Origin of the sequence: Flavimaribacter sediminis (assembly GCF_019492055.1) — a bacterium.
GTDB classification, from domain to species: Bacteria; Pseudomonadota; Alphaproteobacteria; order Rhizobiales; family Rhizobiaceae; genus Flavimaribacter; species Flavimaribacter sediminis.
Window position 1 is genome coordinate 487,827 of the sequence record NZ_JAICBX010000001.1, and the last position, 18,615, is coordinate 506,441.

Genomic DNA, 18,615 nt, shown 5'->3' on the forward strand with positions numbered 1-18,615 from the left:
AGCCAAGTGCACTATTGCGAAGACAAAGCCCGAGCAAGAAGGATAGTAATAAATGACAAGCGTGACCCGTGATCAGGTTCTGGCGCGATTGAGGGAGGTCGGACATGCTTCCATCGGAGGCGATATCGTTTCGAAGGGTCTGGTTTCAGATATCCTGATCGCCGACGGCAAGGTGTTCTTCTCCATCAGCGTTCCCTCCGATCTCGCCGCATCCCTGGAGCCCATGCGTCTGGCGGCCGAAAAGGCTGTGACTTCTATCGACGGGGTGCAGTCGGCCATGGTCGCGCTTACGGCGGAGCGCAAGGGCGGTTCGTCGTCCCCGCAGCCTCAAAGACCTGCGGCGCAACCGCAGTCGACAGCCGCTAAACCCGGCGTTCCGGGTGTGGATCACATCATCGCCGTGGCTTCAGGCAAGGGCGGCGTCGGCAAGTCGACCACCGCCGTCAATATTGCGCTCGGCCTGCAGTCGCTGGGTTTGCGGGTAGGCGTGCTCGACGCCGACATCTACGGTCCGTCGGTGCCGCGGCTGCTTAAAGCGACAGGGCGTCTTACGCCCGCTGGAAAGGAAAAGCTCCCGCCTAAACAGGCCTACGGGCTGAAGGTCATGTCGATGGGTTTTCTCGTCGACGAGGAAACGCCGATGATCTGGCGCGGGCCGATGGTCGTTTCCGCTCTGACGCAAATGCTGAGAGAAGTGGACTGGGGCGAACTGGATGTCCTGGTCGTCGACATGCCGCCCGGCACTGGCGACGCGCAACTGACCATGGCTCAGAAGGTTCCCATGGCGGGGGCCGTCATCGTATCCACGCCGCAGGACCTCGCTCTCCTGGACGCGCGCAAGGGGCTTAACATGTTCCGCAAGGTGGATGTGCCCGTTCTCGGTCTTGTGGAGAACATGAGCTACTTCGTATGCCCGTCCTGCGGAGAGCGATCGGATATCTTCGGTCACGGCGGCGCGCGGGAAGAAGCACAGAAAATCGGTGTGCCGTTCCTCGGCGAGGTGCCTCTTCACATGGACATTCGCGCCAGTTCCGATTCCGGTGAACCGGTCGTTGTTTCGGCGCCTGACGGTCCGCATGCCGAGGCCTACAGGCGGATCGCGGAAAAGATCAGGGATTCCCTTGCCGGAATAGGCGAAGTCGGCGCGCCGTCGATTGTTTTCGAGTAGAGCCGGCTGCTGGTTGGGAGCGAGACTATCGCTTTCAGGGTTGCCGGTCAGTCGGCGGCCGTCTAATGGATCAGCGCTGGAAACAGCATCTCGGAGGCGGGGAGTAGATCGATCTTGAAGACGGGCAGCGCGCAATCCTTCGCCGTCAACGAACTCGCGGTAGGCCGGCAGAAGCTGCTCGGCCATGCGGCGATGATCCTGTTCGCGGCTCTTGTCGCCTGGTCGTTTTCGCTTGGTTCGCTCGCCGCGCCCTATCTTGATCCGGTGGCTCTGAACGCCATCCGGTTCCTGTTGGGGACGGTGGTTATGGCCACGATCGTTCTGCTGGGTTTGCGCCGTTTGTCTTTGCCGAAAGAGGCGAACTGGCGCTTCTTTGTCCTTGGCGGTCTTATGTCAGTCTATTTCGTCACAATGTTTGTGGCGCTGAAGACGGCCAGCCCTCTTGCAACCGGCGCGATCTTTACCCTGACGCCGTTGATGAGCACCGGTTTCGGTTATCTTTTCCTGCGTCAAACCACGCGTCCTGTTGTCCTCGTGTCGATCCTGGTTGCGGCCTGCGGTTCGGTTTGGGTGATATTTGACGGCACACTGAAGGCCATCCTGACCTTCGACATCGGCTATACGGAATTGCTGTTTCTTTTCGGCTGCATGTGCCACGCCGCTTATGCGCCGCTGGTCAAAAAGTTCAATCGCGGCGAACCCATCCTGCTCACGACCTTCTGGACGACTGCGGCGACGTTTCTGGTGATATTCGCTTACGGATTTGGCGAGGTTTTCACGACCGACTGGATTGCTCTTCCGCTGGTCGCCTGGATCGGCATCGTCTATCTGGCGACAATGACCACGGCGGTCACGTTCTTCCTGATCCAGTTCGCGTCCGTTCGTTTGCCTGCGTCAAAGGTTCTGACCTACGGCTTGATGACGCCTGTGTTCGTCATCCTTTACGAAGGCATGCTCGGTCATGGCTGGGCAAATCTGCCGATCCTCGCCGGAGCAGCTGTGATTCTGGCCGGACTCATGGTGATTGCATTTGCTCCTGATCTTTAGTTGAGGCGAAACGGGCCGCCGCAATCTTTTGAGATGCAGCGGCCTGTTGGCGTCACCATGAGAGCCGCTTGCGGAAATGGTCGATCCTCTCGAGCTTGTCGAGATAGTGCGACTCTTTTGTCCGCGCTTCAGCCGGTCTCTGAGAGGCAGGCTTGCCCTGGCCCTTGTTTTCGCCATTGCGGCTATTGTCGATTGATAGGTACATCGTAGAATCTCCTGTATTGATTGATTGAGCCAAGCGGCCCGAGGTGGCGTCCGCTCAGGCGAGCCGCTTCCAGAAGTGAAAGTTCCAGTCGAGTTGTTGCAGGCGGGAGACGTCGCGTTCCGAAAGGCGAGGCGACTTTGACAGTATGCCCTGTATTTCACGTATGTTTTTACGGATTCTGCTATCTGCAAAGGATTTGAACATCGTCCTGTCCTCCTGTTTGTGTGACAGGATACAGGTGGAAATCACGCTACGATTTTTCAAATTAAAGTTGTGTAATGAGGCGGCTGGTTTCAGTAATCCTGACGCGGTCTGATCCCGTTGAAAAGAATGGTGATGATCGCGGCCGCAGTCTCTTCGTAGAAATTCTCGTCCTCAACCCTGTCAGGCACAACCGCGCCGATCTGCACCTTGAAATCGGCGTAGTGCTGGGTCGTGGCCCAGATCATGAAGATGAGATGATGTGGATCGACGGGAGCAAGTCTGCCCTCATCGATCCATGTGCGTATGACGGCGATCTTGCGATCGACGATCTGCCGGAGGTGCGTTTGCAGGAAGTCGCCGATCGCTGGCGCGCCGTGCAGGATTTCATTTGCAAAGACTCGTGAACTTTCTGGCCGGGATTCAGACAATTTCAACTTGGCGATGATATATTTCGCCAGTTCGTCCAGCGGATCGCCCGTCGGGTCGATATGACGGAACGGCGTCAGCCAGTCGTCGAGCGTCTTTTCCAGCACGGTGACATAGATGTCTTCCTTGCGTGGGAAATAGTAGAGCAGGTTGGGTTTGGACATGCCTGCTTTTTCGGCGATCTGGTCGATGGTCGTCCCGCGGAAACCGTAGGCTGAGAACACTTCAAGCGCAGCGTCCAGGATTATGCCGCGATTAATTTCCTGAATTCTAGTTGTCTTTGTTTTTGTCTGTGTCATTCAGTCCAGTGGCGGCGGCTCTTCAGGCCGGCTTCCAGTCTCCTCATCGATACCCGAAACGCCACGAAAACGACATGCCGGGAACGTCCCAAACACAGTTGAGCTTCGCCTCCTCAACAAAGCCCTTGACCGTCTTTACACGCTCTTCTAGCCTACATTTTGACCAATCAGTCAAGTTTTTTCGTTTGACGACGGGAAGCGGGCCGATTCACTGTGAAACGGCAGAGTTCTCTGCCTATAATCGAGGTTGGATCCATGAATATTTCAGCCACAAACAATCTTGAAGCCTTCTGGATGCCGTTCACTGCAAATCGGCAGTTCAAGAAGAATCCGCGCATGTTCGTAAGCGCCGACAGGATGCACTACACGACGTCTGATGGTCGTCAGGTAATGGATGCGACGTCCGGTCTGTGGTGCGTTAACGCCGGTCACAATCGCCCGAGAATCGTCGAGGCGATTCGCCAGCAGGCGGGAGAGCTGGACTATGCTCCGGCGTTCCAGATGGGCCATCCCAAAGCCTTCGAACTCGCGTCGAAACTCGTCGCCATGTCTCCGACCGGGCTCGACCACGTCATGTTCACGAACTCCGGTTCCGAATCGGTTGAGACTGCGCTCAAGACTGCCATCGCCTATCATCGCGCGAAGGGTGACGGGTCGCGCTTCCGGCTGATCGGTCGCGAACGCGGCTATCATGGCGTTAATTTCGGCGGCATTTCGGTTGGCGGCATCGTCCCAAATCGCAAGATGTTCGGCACGCTGCTGACCGGCGTCGATCATTTGCCCCACACGCATGACCTGCAGCGCAACGCCTTCACAAGAGGGATTCCGGAACACGGCGCGGAACTGGCCAATGAACTGGAGAGGATCATCGGACTGCATGACGCCTCGACCATCGCCGCTGTTATCGTCGAGCCGGTCGCAGGATCGACCGGCGTGCTCGTCCCGCCAAAAGGCTACCTGCAGAAGCTTCGCGAGATTTGCGACAAGCACGGCATATTGCTTATTTTCGACGAGGTGATCACAGGTTACGGCCGTCTGGGCGCGCCGTTCGCCGCCGATTATTTCGGCGTCGTGCCTGATATCATGATCACCGCCAAGGGGCTGACCAACGGCGTCATTCCGATGGGCGCCGTGTTCGTGAAGAACGAGATCCATGACGCGTTCATGACTGGTCCGGAGCACGTCATCGAGTTCTTCCACGGCTACACCTATTCGGGCAACCCGATGGCGTCTGCGGCCGGTATTGCGACGATGGAAACCTATCAGGAAGAAGGGCTGCTCACGCGCGGCGCCGAATTGGCCGGATATTTTGAAGATGGGCTGCATTCCCTCAAGGACCTGCCGCATGTCATAGACATCCGCAATATCGGGATTGTCGGCGCAGTTGAGCTGGAGCCGATTGCCGGAGAGCCGACGCGTCGCGCTTTCCAAGCTTTCCTCGACGCCTACGATAAAGGACTGCTGATCCGCACCACCGGCGATATCATCGCGCTTTCACCGCCCCTGATCGTCGAGAAATCCGATATCGATTTCATCATCGACACGCTTGGCGGCGTCCTCAAGGCACTCGACTAAAAAGAACATCCAGGAGACGCTCCATGACATTGACGAGCAACATGAGAATCGACGGAGACCGTCTCTGGGATTCTCTTATGGAAATGGCGAAAATCGGCCCTGGCGTACGTGGCGGCAATAACCGTCAGACGCTGACGGACGAAGACGCCGAAGGCCGCAAGCTGTTCCAGAAATGGTGCGAGGACGCGGGCATGACCATGGGCGTCGACCAGATGGGAACGATGTTCTTCCGCCGCGAGGGAACTGATCCCGATGCGCTTCCGGTCTATGTCGGAAGTCATCTCGACACCCAGCCGACAGGCGGCAAGTATGACGGCGTTCTTGGTGTTCTCGGCGCGCTGGAAGTCGTCCGGACCCTCAATGACCTCAACATCAAAACGAAGCATCCGATCGTCGTCACCAACTGGACGAACGAGGAAGGCACGCGCTTTGCGCCTGCGATGCTGGCCTCCGGCGTCTTTGCCGGCATGCATGAACAGGACTGGGCCTATGCCCGCCAGGATCACGAAGGCAAGAATTTTGGCGATGAACTGAAACGCATCGGCTGGCTTGGCGAGGAAGAGACCGGCGCGCGCAAGATGCACGCCTTCTTTGAGCTGCATATCGAACAGGGGCCGATTCTCGAAGCCGAGAACAAGGATATCGGCGTAGTCACGCATGGCCAGGGTCTTTGGTGGCTGCAGGTGACGTTGACCGGCAAGGACGCGCATACAGGCTCGACGCCGATGCCGATGCGGCGCAACGCCGGGCTCGGCATGGCCCGCATAACCGAACTCGTGCACGAGATCGCCATGAGCTTTCAGCCGAACGCTGTCGGCGCCATCGGTCATTGCGATGTCTATCCAAATTCGCGCAACGTGATTCCGGGCAAGGTGGTGTTCACTATCGACTTCCGCTCGCCTGATCTGGAAATCCTGGATGGAATGAAAGCGCGGCTTGAGGCTGAAGCGCCGGCCATCGCGAAGGATTTGGGGCTGGAAATCGAAATCGAGGCTACCGGCCATTTCGATCCGGTGACCTTCGACGAAAACTGCGTCAAGGCGGTCAGGGACGCGGCGGAGCGACTGGGATACTCCCACAGGGATATCGTCTCGGGCGCTGGGCATGACGCCTGCTGGATCAATCGTGTCGCGCCGACCTCAATGGTCATGTGCCCCTGTGTCGACGGTCTCAGCCACAACGAGGACGAGGAAATCTCACCGGAATGGGCGCGGGCCGGAACCGACGTGCTGTTCCACGCCGTCGTGGAAACCGCCGAGATCGTGGAGTAGGCGTCGCGGCGCTCATTTTTGCGAACACAACAGATTACCAGACAAGGATCATCCATCATGAGTACAGTCATCAAGAACGGGACGATAGTCACCGCCGATCTGACGTACAAATCCGACGTGAAGATCGAAGACGGCAAGATTGTCGAAATCGGACCGGACCTCAGCGGTGACGAAACCCTCGATGCAACAGGCTGCTACGTGATGCCGGGAGGCATCGATCCTCATGTGCATCTCGAAATGCCGTTCATGGGAACCTATTCCTCCGACGATTTCGACAGCGGAACACGCGCCGCCCTTGCAGGCGGAACTACCATGGTCGTCGATTTCTGCCTGCCCGATCCGGGCCAGTCTCTGCTCGAAGCGATCACCCGTTGGGACAACAAGTCGCAGCGCGCAAATTGCGACTATTCCTTCCACATGGCGATCACCTGGTGGGGCGAACAGGTCTTCAACGAGATGGAAGCCGTTGTCCGGGACAAGGGCATCAACACGTTCAAGCACTTCATGGCCTACAAGGGCGCGCTGATGGTGAACGACGACGAGATGTTCGCGTCGTTCTCGCGTTGCGCCGAACTGGGCGCCCTGCCGCTTGTCCATGCGGAAAACGGCGATGTCGTCGCCACCATGCAGCAGAAGCTGCTGGCGGAGGGCAATAACGGGCCGGAAGGCCACGCCTATTCCCGACCGGCGGAAGTTGAAGGCGAGGCCACCAACCGCGCCATCATGATCGCCGATATGGCCGGCGTTCCCGTCTATATCGTGCACACGTCGTGCGAACAGTCGCACGAGGCGATCCGGCGCGCCCGCCAGAATGGCATTCGCGTCTATGGCGAGCCGCTGATCCAGCATTTGACGCTCGACGAGAGCGAGTATTTCGACAAGGACTGGGATCATTCCGCCCGCCGGGTAATGAGCCCTCCTTTCCGCAACAAGAAACACCAGGATTCGCTGTGGGCCGGACTGCAAGCCGGTTCCCTGCAGGTCGTGGCGACGGACCATTGCGCCTTCACCACGGATCAGAAGCGTTATGGCGTCGGCGATTTCACCAAGATCCCCAATGGAACCGGCGGTCTCGAGGATCGTCTTCCGATGCTGTGGACCTACGGGGTGAACACCGGACGGCTGACGCCGAACGAATTCGTCGCCGTCACGTCGACCAACATCGCCAAGATACTCAACATGTATCCGAAGAAGGGCGCGATCATGGTCGGCGCCGACGCGGATATCGTGGTTCTGGATCCGAACAAGGAAAAGACGATTTCCGCCGGAGCGCAGCAGTCTGCGATCGACTACAACGTCTTTGAAGGCAAGCACGTCAAGGGACTGCCGCGCTTTACTCTGACGCGCGGAAAAGTCGCGATATACGACGGCGAGGTCCGCACGGAGGAAGGTCACGGCAAGTTCGTCAAACGCGAGCCTTTCCAGGCCGTCAACAAGGCCCTGTCGACCTGGAAAGAACTGGTTGCGCCGCGTCCGGTCGAACGGACAGGCATTCCTCCGAGTGGGGTCTGATTGCATGCAGGCTGATATCGCTGCAGGATGGCGCTTATGAACGCGGTGATCGAAGCGAAGGGACTGAACCTGACATTCGAAACGAATGACGGGCCGGTGCACGCGCTCTCCAACATTGATTTGACGATCGAGAACGGCGAGTTCGTCTCGTTGATCGGACCTTCCGGCTGTGGCAAGACGACCTTGCTCAGGGTTATCGCCGATCTTGAACAGCCGACCGGAGGCACGATTCTGGTCAACGGCGTTACGCCTGAAGAAGCGCGTCTTTCACGCGCCTATGGATATGTGTTTCAGGCGGCGGCGCTTTATCCTTGGCGCACAATCAGCGGCAATATCTCGTTGCCGCTGGAAGTCATGGGAATCGCCAGGTCCGAACGCAAGGCGCGCATTGAAAGCAATCTTGAACTGGTGAACCTGTCCGGTTTCGAGAAGAAGTTCCCCTGGCAGCTTTCCGGCGGCATGCAGCAGCGCGCCTCGATCGCTCGCGCGCTGTCCTTCGATCCCGACATGCTGTTGATGGACGAGCCTTTCGGCGCGCTGGACGAGATCGTGCGCGACCATCTCAACGAACAGCTCCTCAAGCTGTGGGCGCAGACACAAAAGACGGTCGTCTTCGTCACCCACTCGATCCCCGAGGCGGTGTTTCTGTCCACAAAAATCGTGGTAATGAGCCCGCGACCGGGTCGCATTCACGAAATCATCGATTGCGATCTCGGCGCTGACCGACCGCTCGACATCCGCGAGACGCCGAAGTTTCTGGAAATCGCCCATCGTGTGCGCGAAGGGCTGAGACTGGGACACTCCTATGATGACCGGGAGCCGGCGGAAAGCTGATGACGGAAAGGCAAGGGGTGTCGGGCTTTTTCCTGGATCGGGTTCTGCCGGTCGGCGTCGTCGTGCTGGTCATCCTGATGCTCTGGTACGGTTTCGCAGTGCTGTTGAACTCGAAGTTCGAGCTTGATCAGGCGGCGCGCGCGGGCACGGAAATTTCGACTCGCGATCTGGTCGCGAAGACCATGGCCCAGGAGCGACCTGTGCTTCCCGCGCCCCACCAGGTCGCTACGGAATTGTGGGACACGACGGTCAACAAGAAGATTACCTCGAAGCGGAGCCTCGTCTATCATGGCTGGGTGACGTTATCGTCCACCTTGCTCGGGTTCTTGATGGGCACGCTGCTCGGCATCGGGCTTGCCGTTGCAATCGTCCATTCCAGGGTTCTGGACAAGAGCCTGATGCCCTGGATCATCACAAGCCAGACAGTGCCGATCCTCGCCATCGCGCCGATGATTATCGTCGTCCTCAATGCGATCGGCATTTCGGGGTTGTTGCCGAAGGCGATGATCTCGACCTATCTGTCTTTCTTTCCCGTCGCGGTCGGCATGGTAAAGGGGCTGCGTTCTCCTGACACGATGCACATGGATCTGATGCGCACCTACAACGCGACACAGGCGCAAGTCTTCTTCAAGCTGCGCTGGCCTTCAGCGGTGCCGTTCCTGTTTACGTCGATGAAAATAGCGGTCGCAATCAGCCTGGTCGGCGCGATTGTCGGCGAATTGCCGACAGGCGCCGTTGCAGGACTCGGCGCGCGGCTATTGACCGGCTCCTATTACGGTCAGACGATTCAGATCTGGACCGCGCTCATCGGCGCCGCCGTGCTCGCAGCCATTCTGGTGTGGGCTGTCGATATCGTCTCGCGGATCGTCATGCGCAATATGGGTATGGCGCGATGAACTATTCCATCATTATCAGCGTTGCGCTCTTCTGGATGGTCGCCTGGTTCATCAACACGAGACTGGCGGAACTGTCTCCGAAGAATGTGATCGCTGCGCGCGCCATCAACCTGCTGATACCGCTTCTTTTCGGCGTGACATTGATTGTCATCTGGGAAGGACTCGCCAAGGGGTTCGAGATACCGGGCGTGCTTCTGCCTGCGCCGTCGGTCATCTGGGCCAGGATCACCGCCTCCACCGATATTTTGTGGGCCGACTTCTACCAGACCTTCCTGAAGGCGGTGCTTGCCGGCTACGTAATGGGGTGCGGTTTCGGTTTCGCCACGGCGATCATCGTCGACAGGGTGCCATTCCTGCGCAAGGGTCTCTTGCCCGTGGGCAATCTCGTCGCTGCGCTCCCGATCGTCGGCATCGCGCCGATCATGGTCATGTGGTTCGGCTTCGACTGGCCGTCGAAAGCCGCTGTGGTCGTTGTCATGACCTTCTTTCCGATGTTGGTGAACACCGTGGCCGGGCTCGAGGCAAGTAACGCCATGGAGCGCGACCTTATGCGTACCTACGCAGCCAACTACTGGCAAACATTATTGAAATTGCGCTTGCCAGCAGCAATGCCTTTTATATTTAATGCGCTCAAGATCAACTCGACCCTGGCGCTGATCGGAGCGATTGTGGCCGAGTTTTTCGGGACCCCGATCGTCGGCATGGGATTCCGCATCTCGACCGAAGTCGGCCGGATGAACATCGACATGGTCTGGGCGGAGATTTTTGTAGCGGCCCTTGCCGGTTCCCTCTCATACGGGCTCATCGCGCTGCTCGAGAGGGCTGTGACCTTCTGGCACCCGTCCTACAGAAACTGAGAAACCACCAAAGGAGAACTGAGAAAATGAAAAAACTGATTTCAACGACAATGGGGCTCGCCATGAGCCTGGCAGCCGGATCGGCGCTTGCCGCGGACGATCTGACCCTGCAGTTGAAATGGGTGACGCAGGCGCAATTCGCCGGCTATTACGTCGCCAAGGAGAAAGGCTTTTACGACGAAGCCGACTTGAACGTCACGATCAAGCCGGGTGGTCCGGACATCGCTCCGGCGCAGGTGATCGCCGGCGGCGGCGCTGACGTTATCGTCGACTGGATGCCGTCCGCTCTCGCTTCGCGCGAAAAGGGCGTTCCGCTCGTCAACATCGCCCAGCCTTTCAAGAAGTCCGGCATGATGCTGACCTGCCTGAAGGAAACCGGCATCGAGTCGCCGGAAGACTTTCCCGGCCGCACGCTCGGCGTCTGGTTCTTCGGAAACGAGTACCCGTTCCTGTCCTGGATGAGCCAGCTCGGCATTCCGACCGACGGATCCGATGGCGGCGTGACGGTTCTGAAGCAGGGCTTCAACGTTGATCCGCTGCTGCAGAAGCAGGCCGACTGCATCTCGACCATGACCTACAACGAGTACTGGCAGGTCATCGACGCCGGCATCGCTCCTGAAGACCTGATTACCTTCAAGTACGAGGATCAGGGCGTGGCGACGCTGGAAGACGGCCTCTATGTCATGGAAGCCGATCTGGACGACGCGGCGAAGGTCGACATGTTCAAACGTTTTGTCGATGCTTCGATGAAAGGCTGGAAATACGCCGAGGAGCATCCGGACGAAGCCGCCGAAATTGTTCTCGAATTCGACGAGACCGGAGCCCAGACCGAAAAGCACCAGAAGCGGATGATGGGTGAAATCGCCAAGCTGACCTCCGGTTCCGATGGTTCGCTCGATCCGGCGGACTATGAGCGCACGGTCAACTCGCTGCTTTCTGGCGGTTCCGACCCGGTCATCACCAAGAAGCCGGAAGGCGCCTATACGGACAAGATCACCGGCGGCATGTAAGCGAGATCGCTTTTCTTGATGTTGTCAAAGGGGGCTTCGGCCCCCTTTTTCATGGGCTCAGGTTTGCGCGTCGGCAAAGACGGAATAGGGGATGACGGATCGCGTCCTGATCTCATCCCAGTTCGGCGCCGTCCTGAAGCCCGGCATGCGCAAGACGAGGCATAAAACAGCGTTGCCTTCCACGATCAGCAGGCCCCGGTTAGCAAGCGAAGCGACCGCATCGCGATAATCCCCATCGTCCATGTTCACGTGGGCGCATTTGGCGATCTTTTCGAAGGAACTGATGCTCGGGCAGGCGGCAAGGATTGCTGTTTCAAGCGGGCCAAGCGCATGAACCGCCACGTCGCCACGCCGTTGGTCAACGACGCGGGACTGCGCCCCGTCGGCAAAGTAAAGCAGGCTGGTTTCCTGCTCGGATTGCCACCGGATGATCGCCGTCTTCATCGCCTCGACCGCCTGATCAAGCGCCGCGTCTTTGGCCGGGTTCACGATGTCGTAGTGATAGGCGTAATCGTCGACGCGAACGCCATCGCCCGAATAAATATAGGGGTAGGCGCTGTTGGGGCGGATTTCGACGCCGAATGATTCAGGATCGTTGAAATACGGGCTGAAGCGGTCGGCCCGCACCCTGTTGCAGCCGGCCGGAGCCTGCAAGTGTCGCAGATGCGGAATGACGTGGACAATCGCCGCGTATTGCGCTGCAGTCTCCCCGGGGAAGCCGTAGAGATGGCTCCAGTCGACATAAATCCCGGCCTCCGCGCAGAGTTTCAGTATCTGGATATTGCGGATCCGGGTCGTGCCCTTGCGCATCGATTTCAGTACATCCGTGCTCAGGCTTTCGATCCCCGGCTGGATTTTGCGAATGCCGGTTCGTGAGAGGGCGCTGACCTGATCCCAGGTGAGATTGGCCTTTACCTCGAAATGCATCAGGAATTCGCGGTCGTCCTCAACGAACCGCGGAAGCAGTTCTTCGAAGAACCGGTGGTCGAGAATATTGTCGACAACCACAAAATCGGGTCCGTGCCGATCAGCGAGAAAATTGAACTCGTGAAACACGCGGTCGGCGGATTTTCTTCTGAACGCCATGGAAAGTCCGTTCAGGCCGCAGAAGGTGCAATGGTGCTTGGCTCCCCACCAGCACCCGCGTGAGGTCTCGACAGTGGGAACGGCAGGGCTGATGTCGCGGAGTTCGCTGATTTGACCATGCTGTTCGTAGAAATCCGAAAAATCAGGGATAGGCAACGCGTCGAGATCCGTCACGAGTCGCGGTTGCGACAACGGCGCGTCATGAGGATCATTTCGCGTAACGACGCCGTCAAGTTCGGCGACTGGCTCCTCGGAAAACACTCGCCGGACGAATTCCGGGAACGCGTCGTCTCCTTCGCCGAGGCAGACAGCGTCTATCTCCGGGTGGTTCCTGAGAAGATTGCGCCCGAGTTCACTCTCGCAATTGGCTCCGCCGAAGACGAGCCAGCAATCTTTCAATCTGCTTCTGATCCGGCGTGCAAAGGCCAGTGATGCGGCGGTTTGCTGAAATGAGGTCGAGATTCCGATGATCGCCGGGTTCTGGCTTGCGATCCGGTCGACGCACCGGTCGATGAAGTCGCTTGCCGCCTGACGCGCCCGGATCGCATCGCCCATCAGGAGAAGATATTCGAGTGATCCTGCATAGTGCGACAGAACATCGTTGAAATAGGCGAAGTCCAATTCGTCAGATCGCGGAAAGACGAGTGACGAGAATATCCACTCCCCGAGAAATGACTGGTAGAATTTCTCGTCGGTCAGGAGAGCATAGCTGTCGAGGCCGATGGTTTTGGCGAAATCGAAACTGAAATAATCAATGCCGCAGTCATAGCCGTCCTCCCGCAAACGCGTAGCCAGGAGACTGAGTCCCAGACTGGGATGCTGGAGCGTCGAAAACGGCAGCGAGACGAGCGATACCCTGGCGCCTGGCGAAGGCCTGGACATCGGGTCTGCGTTACATGCATCTCGGGCGGATCACCCCGTCGCTCGAAGCTAGATAGGCCGATCGCAGATCCTTCATGATGTCTTCGGTCTTGCGCTCGCCCGTGTCCTTCAGAATGCCCTGGATCTTCTTCATCAGATCATAGGCGTCGCTGTCCTTCTTGGGGTCGTCAGGGGCGTGAAGACCAAGAGAGGCTAGCGTTCCGTCGAGATCGCTGTGAAACTTGCTGCGAAAACTCTCGTCAATCATCAGGCGACCGAGGATGGTCTGAACATCCTCCAGTTTCAACGGATGTTTGTGGTGTGTTGCCTCGGCCATGACGTCCCCCTGTTGATTGCGTTGCTTGAATAAACGCGATGTTATTTCAAGTGGATGCAGTAATTGTATTCCTTTATTCTAATAAAGTCTATTGACGAGCTGATGACAAACCTAACTATTTGTAGGTAATCGCAATTATAGCCAATTAGAGGCTGTATATCACGCCGCGGCAATCGCTAGTCTGTAGATTTTGAGAAATACCTATGTAAGTTGAAATCACGGAGGCGATCACGCGCATCCCGATTGAATTGCGTTCCATTGGAAATTGCGGGATGCCGGGAGTGGAGTGTTTTCAGTCACAATCACGAGTTTGGAGATGATTGTGGGTCAGATCGCAAATCGTTGGCCTTTGGTATTGTCGGAGGCGCACGCGGACGGCTATCCGCCGATTCGCCGATCGCGTGGTGGGCGCCATGGCCATTTCTGACGGAAAGATTCCGGTCAATATGGAGCCGACGGAACGCCGTTTCTGTTCGGTGCTTTTCGCCGACATCGTGCAGTCCACTGAACTCATCTATGATCTGGATCCGGAGGAAGCGTTCGAAAAGACCACTCCGGTGATCCGGCTGATCATGGAGGTATGCGAATCCTTCGGCGCCTTGACGCGCAACACCGGAGACGGCGCGATCGCTTTCTTTGGCATCCCGAAAGCTGATGAAGAACACGTGCTGAAAGCGGTGCACGCCGGGTTGGCGGTCTTGAAAAACATGAGCGAGCTCGGGTCGGACCGCGTCGATCTGAGGATCGGCATCCATGTCGGCGAAGTGCTGGTTGGAACCATCCACCATTCCAATGTCGAGGAACTCGCAGTGGCGGGCTCGACCGTCCATGTCGCCAAACGTATCGAGGAATCCGCGCGTCCGAACACGGTAGCGATCTCCGGGGCCGTACAGGAGATTATCGGCAATCTTTTCAACACGATCGCGCTCGGTGAAAAGGATCTCAAAGGCGTCAAAGACGCAACCGGGATCTACGAAGTGACCTCCCGCGACGAGACGGTCTCGCGCTGGGATCATCGGACAAGTCTCGGCCTTTCCGCCTTTGTTGGTCGGGAAGATGAACTCGCGCGGCTCAACGCAGCCTGGGACCGTGTTCGCGACGGCGTAGAAAGCTGGATAGCCATTCAGGGCGAGGCGGGCGTCGGCAAATCCCGTCTGGCGCACGAATTTCTCGACCAGCGCGCGCTTGGTCCGCACACGACACTGGATTTTACATCCAGTTCGCTTGACCGGCATGTCGCCTTTCTGCCGGTCATCAACGAACTCGGACGCATCCTCGGTATAAACGCCCGCAGCAGCCTCTCCGAAGCAACCGGCATCCTGCATGACGCTCTCGAGGCGGAGTTCGCCGACGATCCGATGCACTGCAACGCCTTGCTGTCGGTATTCGGACTGATCGTCGCTGATCAGAAATGGGTGGAGCTTGGATCCGAGAAAAAGGCCTCCTATGTTTTCAGCAGTCTGAGTTCGGTGTTGGGGAAACTGTCAGCAGCGTCGCCGCTGGTCGTTCTCTTCGAGGACATCCACTGGTCCGATCAGGGCACCCGAAAATTTCTGGAATACATGCTCGAGCATTGGCGCGGAAACCGGACTCTTTTTCTCGTCTTGTCGCGCGACGCCCTCGCGTTCGGCGGCGGAAAGGTGGAGAAGATCAATCTCCTGCCTCTCGACGAGAAATCGACCAACCGGTTCCTGGAGAATATTCTGGGCGATTTCGCGCAAAGCCCGACGCTCGAGAAAATCATCAAGAAATTCGGTGACAGAACGCCGCTGTTCATCGAGGAACTCAGCCTGCATTTCCGCAAGAAAGGGGTGATTGACCGCTACGTCGGTATGTCCGACGAAAAACTGGAACTGACTTCGCTGCAATTGCCGACATCCGTCCACTCGCTGATTGCACAACGGCTTGACGCTCTGTCGCCGGAGGAGCGCAAGGCCGTTCAATTGGCGGCGGTGATCGGCAACACATTGCCGCTGGAGCTTTTTGTCGCCATGCTCGGAGACAGCGCGAAGGATGCTGACGCGCTGATCGGGACCCTCATCGACAATGGCGTGCTCCATAGGCAGAATGACAAGACCTGTCGGTTCAAGCATGCGCTGATACAGCAGGTGGCCTATAACGGCATGCCGCGGATGCGCCGTCGCCGCATTCATCGCGATGTCGTCGAGGCGATCGGCCAGCTTGATCCTGGTCGTGATCCGGGCCTCCTCCAGACACTGGCTATACACGCGGAACTCGGCGAACAATGGATGACCGCCGCGCGCGGCTATCTCGACAGCGGCAATATTGCGATTGACCGCGCAGCGTTCGATAGCGCGATCTACAATTTCAATTCCGCCCTGTCTTGCCTGGCGAAAGAAATGGAAAGCGAGACGGCGGCGCGGCTCGGCATTGAAATCCGTCGCAGAAAGCGGGTGGCGATGGTGCCGTCCGCGGATTTTCGTCGCATCCTCGACGTGGCCGAGGAAATCGAGGAATTGAGTCTGCAGGTGGGCGATCACAGTTCGCGAATGCACGCCATGGTCGACAGGACGATTTTGCTCACTGTCCTATCGGGAACCGACGAAGCGATCCGTGCGGGGCACGATGCGCTGGAGCAATCAAATTCCGCCGATGACAGGCTGCATTCGGCCTATGCGGCCTTCGGCCTCGGGCAGGCATACTGGTTCGCTGGTGATTTTCAGCGCGCTGTGGATATCACGGGTCGTTATCGCGATCTGTTTCTCAAGGAATTTCGTGGAGCGTCGCCCAGCACCAACGGCTCCGTTTCCGTGCTCGGGCTTGCAACGCGGGCGAACGCCCTTGTCGCACTCGACGAAATTCGGCTGGCCGAAGAGGAAATCGCGATAGTTATGGAAATCGCGGAAGAAACCGGAACAAGCTACGACGCCAGTTTCTCCGCTGTTTCGAAAGGACTGCTGCATCTCGCAAAAGGTGAAGCCGAAGAGGCGATCACATGGTTGAGCGACGCTTTCAGCCGCAGCAGGGACGCCGGGCTGGAGGTTCTTTGCGCGTTCTCCGCAGCGCCGCTTATCCGCGCCTATGCCAATGCCGACAATTTCGTCGAAGCGCGCAACACGGCGAAAACCGCGCTTGCGATCGCCGAGCAGAAAAACATCGATGCGTTCAGGGCCTGGTTGATGGCGGCGCAGATTGAAATGCTGTGCCTGGAGGGCCGCTTCGAACGGTTGGATGAAACGTTGGCCCAGGTCATGCCGCTGTGCGACAAGAACGGATACAAGGGATTTCACGCGCAGATCGTCGCGGATGTCACGCTCGCCCACGCCAGGGCGGGAGGAGAGGATGCGAAACGCTTCACAGGCGAAACGGTAAAGCAGGTATTGCAGCTACCGCGAGTTTGATCATTGTCCGGAGGTGATCATGGCGGCCGCCTTTTCGGCGATCATGATTGTCGGCGCATTTGTATTGCCGCCGATAATCGTCGGCATGACGGACGCGTCGACCACGCGCAGATTTCCAACGCCATGCACTTTCAGGCGAGGATCGACAACCGCCGTGTCGTCCGTTCCCATGCGGCAGGTGCCCACGGGGTGGTAGATTGTATCGGCATGCAGCCGGATCGACTCACGCAGGACGTCGTCCGAAAGATCACTGAACGGATAGAGGTCGCTCTTGCGAAAAGGGGCGAGGGCGGGCGCCTCGCAGATGGCGATCGCCTTGCGGGCGCCGGCGACCAGCGTCTCCATATCGGCGTCATCAGAAAGAAAGCGCGGGTCGATGCGCGGCGCCGAGTACGGATCTCTATCCCGCAAGGTCACGGTTCCGCGGGATTTCGGCCGCAAAACGCAAACATCGCAACTGTACCCGTGTCCCGTATGGAATTTTCTGGCGTGCCAGTCGACGATCCCGATCACAAAGTGGAGTTGGACATCCGGACGGTCGAGACCGGGATCGGTCTTCAGAAAAGCGCCGCCTTCGGCGAGCGGCGACGTGATCATGCCCGTGCCGGTTTTTCGCCACTTCATGGCTTCCGACACCAGCTTGATCGCTCCCGCCAGGGAATAGCCGAACATGTCCGTGGAGGCGCTGCGGGAAATCATCGGGAAATTGATGTGGTCCTGCAGGTTTTGGCCGACTCCCGGCAGATCATGCCGTAATTTTATGCCGTGGCGTTTGAGTTCTTCCGCCGGGCCTATGCCCGAGAGCATCAGCAATTGCGGCGACTGGAAAGCACCGCTGCACAGAATGACCTCACGATCGGCCCGGATCTGCGCTTCTTTCCCCCGCCTTCGGTATCGCACGCCGGTCGCCCTTCCATCCTCGATCACGATTTCCGTCGCTATCGACTTGGTCCGCACCTCGAGATTGGATCGTGTCAGCGCCGGATCGAGATAGGCGTTGGCGGCCGAACACCGTTCTCCTTTTCTGTCGCCATCGCCGAATTGCGTGACCTGATAGTAGCCGACGCCTTCCTGCATCGGTCCGTTGAAATCATCGTTGTAAGGGATCTGGCACTGGCGGCCGGCCTCGATGAAGGCCTGCGTGACAGGCCGTGGCGAGGCCTGTTCGCAGACCTGCAGTGGTCCTTCGGCGCTGTGCAGGGCGTCGCCTCCGCGCTGATTGCCTTCCGAAACCTTGAAATAGGGCAGCACGTCCGCGAAAGACCAGCCTTCGCAGCCGCCTGACGCCCATGTGTCGTAATCGGACGGATGGCCCCGGATATAGAGCATCGCATTGATGCTGCTGCTTCCGCCCAATCCCTTGCCGCGCGGCTGATAACCGCGGCGATTGCCGAGGCCTGGCTGCGGCTCCGTCATGAAGGCCCAGTTGTTGATCCTGAACGGCTTGCTCGGCGCCATGACGGCAAGTCCGGCCGGCGCGCGAACGAGAATGCTATTGCAGTCGCCGCCGGCCTCCAGGAGGCAAACCGTAGTATCTGGGTCTTCGCTCAGACGCGCTGCAAGCACAGAGCCAGCCGACCCTCCGCCGACGATGACGTAGTCGAAGTGGTCCATATCGTCCCTCCCGAAGGCATGGTCCTCCAGAAGGCGGAGCTTGGCAAGCGC

15 protein-coding genes are annotated in these 18,615 nt (G+C 58.3%); 10 read left to right on the forward strand and 5 right to left on the reverse strand.

Annotation, left to right across the window (positions count from 1 at the left end):
• The first annotated feature begins 52 nt into the window (after positions 1 to 52).
• Together K1W69_RS02345 and K1W69_RS02350 are read left to right on the forward strand one after the other, a co-directional pair.
• Positions 53 to 1,168, forward strand: a complete 1,116-nt coding sequence (locus tag K1W69_RS02345; protein WP_220226723.1) for an Mrp/NBP35 family ATP-binding protein — start codon at positions 53 to 55, stop codon at positions 1,166 to 1,168.
• A gap of 114 nt (positions 1,169 to 1,282) precedes the next feature.
• Positions 1,283 to 2,215 (forward strand): DMT family transporter, encoded by a 933-nt coding sequence (locus tag K1W69_RS02350; RefSeq protein ID WP_258570775.1) that lies wholly within the window; start codon positions 1,283 to 1,285, stop codon positions 2,213 to 2,215.
• A 52-nt stretch (positions 2,216 to 2,267) separates the two neighbouring features.
• Here K1W69_RS02350 and K1W69_RS02355 read toward each other — a convergent pair whose 3' ends face one another.
• Both K1W69_RS02355 and K1W69_RS02360 read right to left on the reverse strand, forming a co-directional pair.
• Positions 2,268 to 2,420, reverse strand: coding sequence for a hypothetical protein (locus tag K1W69_RS02355; protein ID WP_220226724.1), 153 nt, complete (start codon positions 2,418 to 2,420; stop codon positions 2,268 to 2,270).
• Positions 2,421 to 2,713: 293 nt separating this feature from the next.
• On the reverse strand, positions 2,714 to 3,349 hold the full coding sequence (locus K1W69_RS02360) for a TetR family transcriptional regulator C-terminal domain-containing protein (RefSeq protein ID WP_220226725.1): 636 nt from the start codon (positions 3,347 to 3,349) through the stop codon (positions 2,714 to 2,716).
• Between the two features lie 255 nt (positions 3,350 to 3,604).
• On the opposite strand from K1W69_RS02360, the gene aptA reads away from it, so the two are divergent.
• The 7 genes from aptA to K1W69_RS02395 are packed head-to-tail and all read left to right on the forward strand — an operon-like array spanning position 3,605 to position 11,304.
• A complete protein-coding gene (aptA, locus tag K1W69_RS02365; RefSeq protein WP_220226726.1) occupies positions 3,605 to 4,924 on the forward strand; it encodes an omega-aminotransferase AptA in 1,320 nt (439 codons plus the stop codon).
• 23 nt (positions 4,925 to 4,947) lie between these two features.
• Positions 4,948 to 6,195 (forward strand): Zn-dependent hydrolase, encoded by a 1,248-nt coding sequence (locus K1W69_RS02370; RefSeq protein ID WP_220226727.1) that lies wholly within the window; start codon positions 4,948 to 4,950, stop codon positions 6,193 to 6,195.
• Positions 6,196 to 6,252: 57 nt separating this feature from the next.
• Positions 6,253 to 7,707 (forward strand): dihydropyrimidinase, encoded by a 1,455-nt coding sequence (gene hydA, locus K1W69_RS02375; protein ID WP_220226728.1) that lies wholly within the window; start codon positions 6,253 to 6,255, stop codon positions 7,705 to 7,707.
• A 36-nt stretch (positions 7,708 to 7,743) separates the two neighbouring features.
• Positions 7,744 to 8,541, forward strand: coding sequence for an ABC transporter ATP-binding protein (locus K1W69_RS02380; protein WP_220226729.1), 798 nt, complete (start codon positions 7,744 to 7,746; stop codon positions 8,539 to 8,541).
• Complete coding sequence (locus tag K1W69_RS02385) at positions 8,541 to 9,437, forward strand: ABC transporter permease (RefSeq protein ID WP_220226730.1); 897 nt, start codon at positions 8,541 to 8,543, stop codon at positions 9,435 to 9,437. Before K1W69_RS02380 ends, K1W69_RS02385 begins: the two co-directional genes overlap by 1 nt.
• Positions 9,434 to 10,294 carry an ABC transporter permease gene (locus K1W69_RS02390; RefSeq protein ID WP_220226731.1) on the forward strand — a complete coding sequence of 287 codons (861 nt, stop codon included), beginning with the start codon at positions 9,434 to 9,436 and terminating at the stop codon, positions 10,292 to 10,294. Before K1W69_RS02385 ends, K1W69_RS02390 begins: the two co-directional genes overlap by 4 nt.
• A 26-nt stretch (positions 10,295 to 10,320) precedes the next feature.
• Positions 10,321 to 11,304 carry an ABC transporter substrate-binding protein gene (locus K1W69_RS02395; RefSeq protein ID WP_220226732.1) on the forward strand — a complete coding sequence of 328 codons (984 nt, stop codon included), beginning with the start codon at positions 10,321 to 10,323 and terminating at the stop codon, positions 11,302 to 11,304.
• Between the two features lie 57 nt (positions 11,305 to 11,361).
• Here the strand turns inward: K1W69_RS02395 and K1W69_RS02400 are convergent, their stop codons facing one another.
• Both K1W69_RS02400 and K1W69_RS02405 read right to left on the reverse strand, forming a co-directional pair.
• Positions 11,362 to 13,272 carry a RiPP maturation radical SAM C-methyltransferase gene (locus tag K1W69_RS02400; protein ID WP_220226733.1) on the reverse strand — a complete coding sequence of 637 codons (1,911 nt, stop codon included), beginning with the start codon at positions 13,270 to 13,272 and terminating at the stop codon, positions 11,362 to 11,364.
• Positions 13,273 to 13,282: 10 nt separating this feature from the next.
• Positions 13,283 to 13,588 carry a hypothetical protein gene (locus tag K1W69_RS02405; RefSeq protein ID WP_220226734.1) on the reverse strand — a complete coding sequence of 102 codons (306 nt, stop codon included), beginning with the start codon at positions 13,586 to 13,588 and terminating at the stop codon, positions 13,283 to 13,285.
• Between the two features lie 413 nt (positions 13,589 to 14,001).
• Here K1W69_RS02405 and K1W69_RS02410 point away from each other — a divergent pair, with 413 nt between their 5' ends.
• Complete coding sequence (locus tag K1W69_RS02410) at positions 14,002 to 16,950, forward strand: ATP-binding protein (protein WP_220226735.1); 2,949 nt, start codon at positions 14,002 to 14,004, stop codon at positions 16,948 to 16,950.
• Here K1W69_RS02410 and K1W69_RS02415 read toward each other — a convergent pair whose 3' ends face one another.
• Positions 16,951 to 18,564, reverse strand: a complete 1,614-nt coding sequence (locus K1W69_RS02415) for a GMC family oxidoreductase (protein WP_220226736.1) — start codon at positions 18,562 to 18,564, stop codon at positions 16,951 to 16,953.
• Positions 18,565 to 18,615 lie beyond the last annotated feature (51 nt).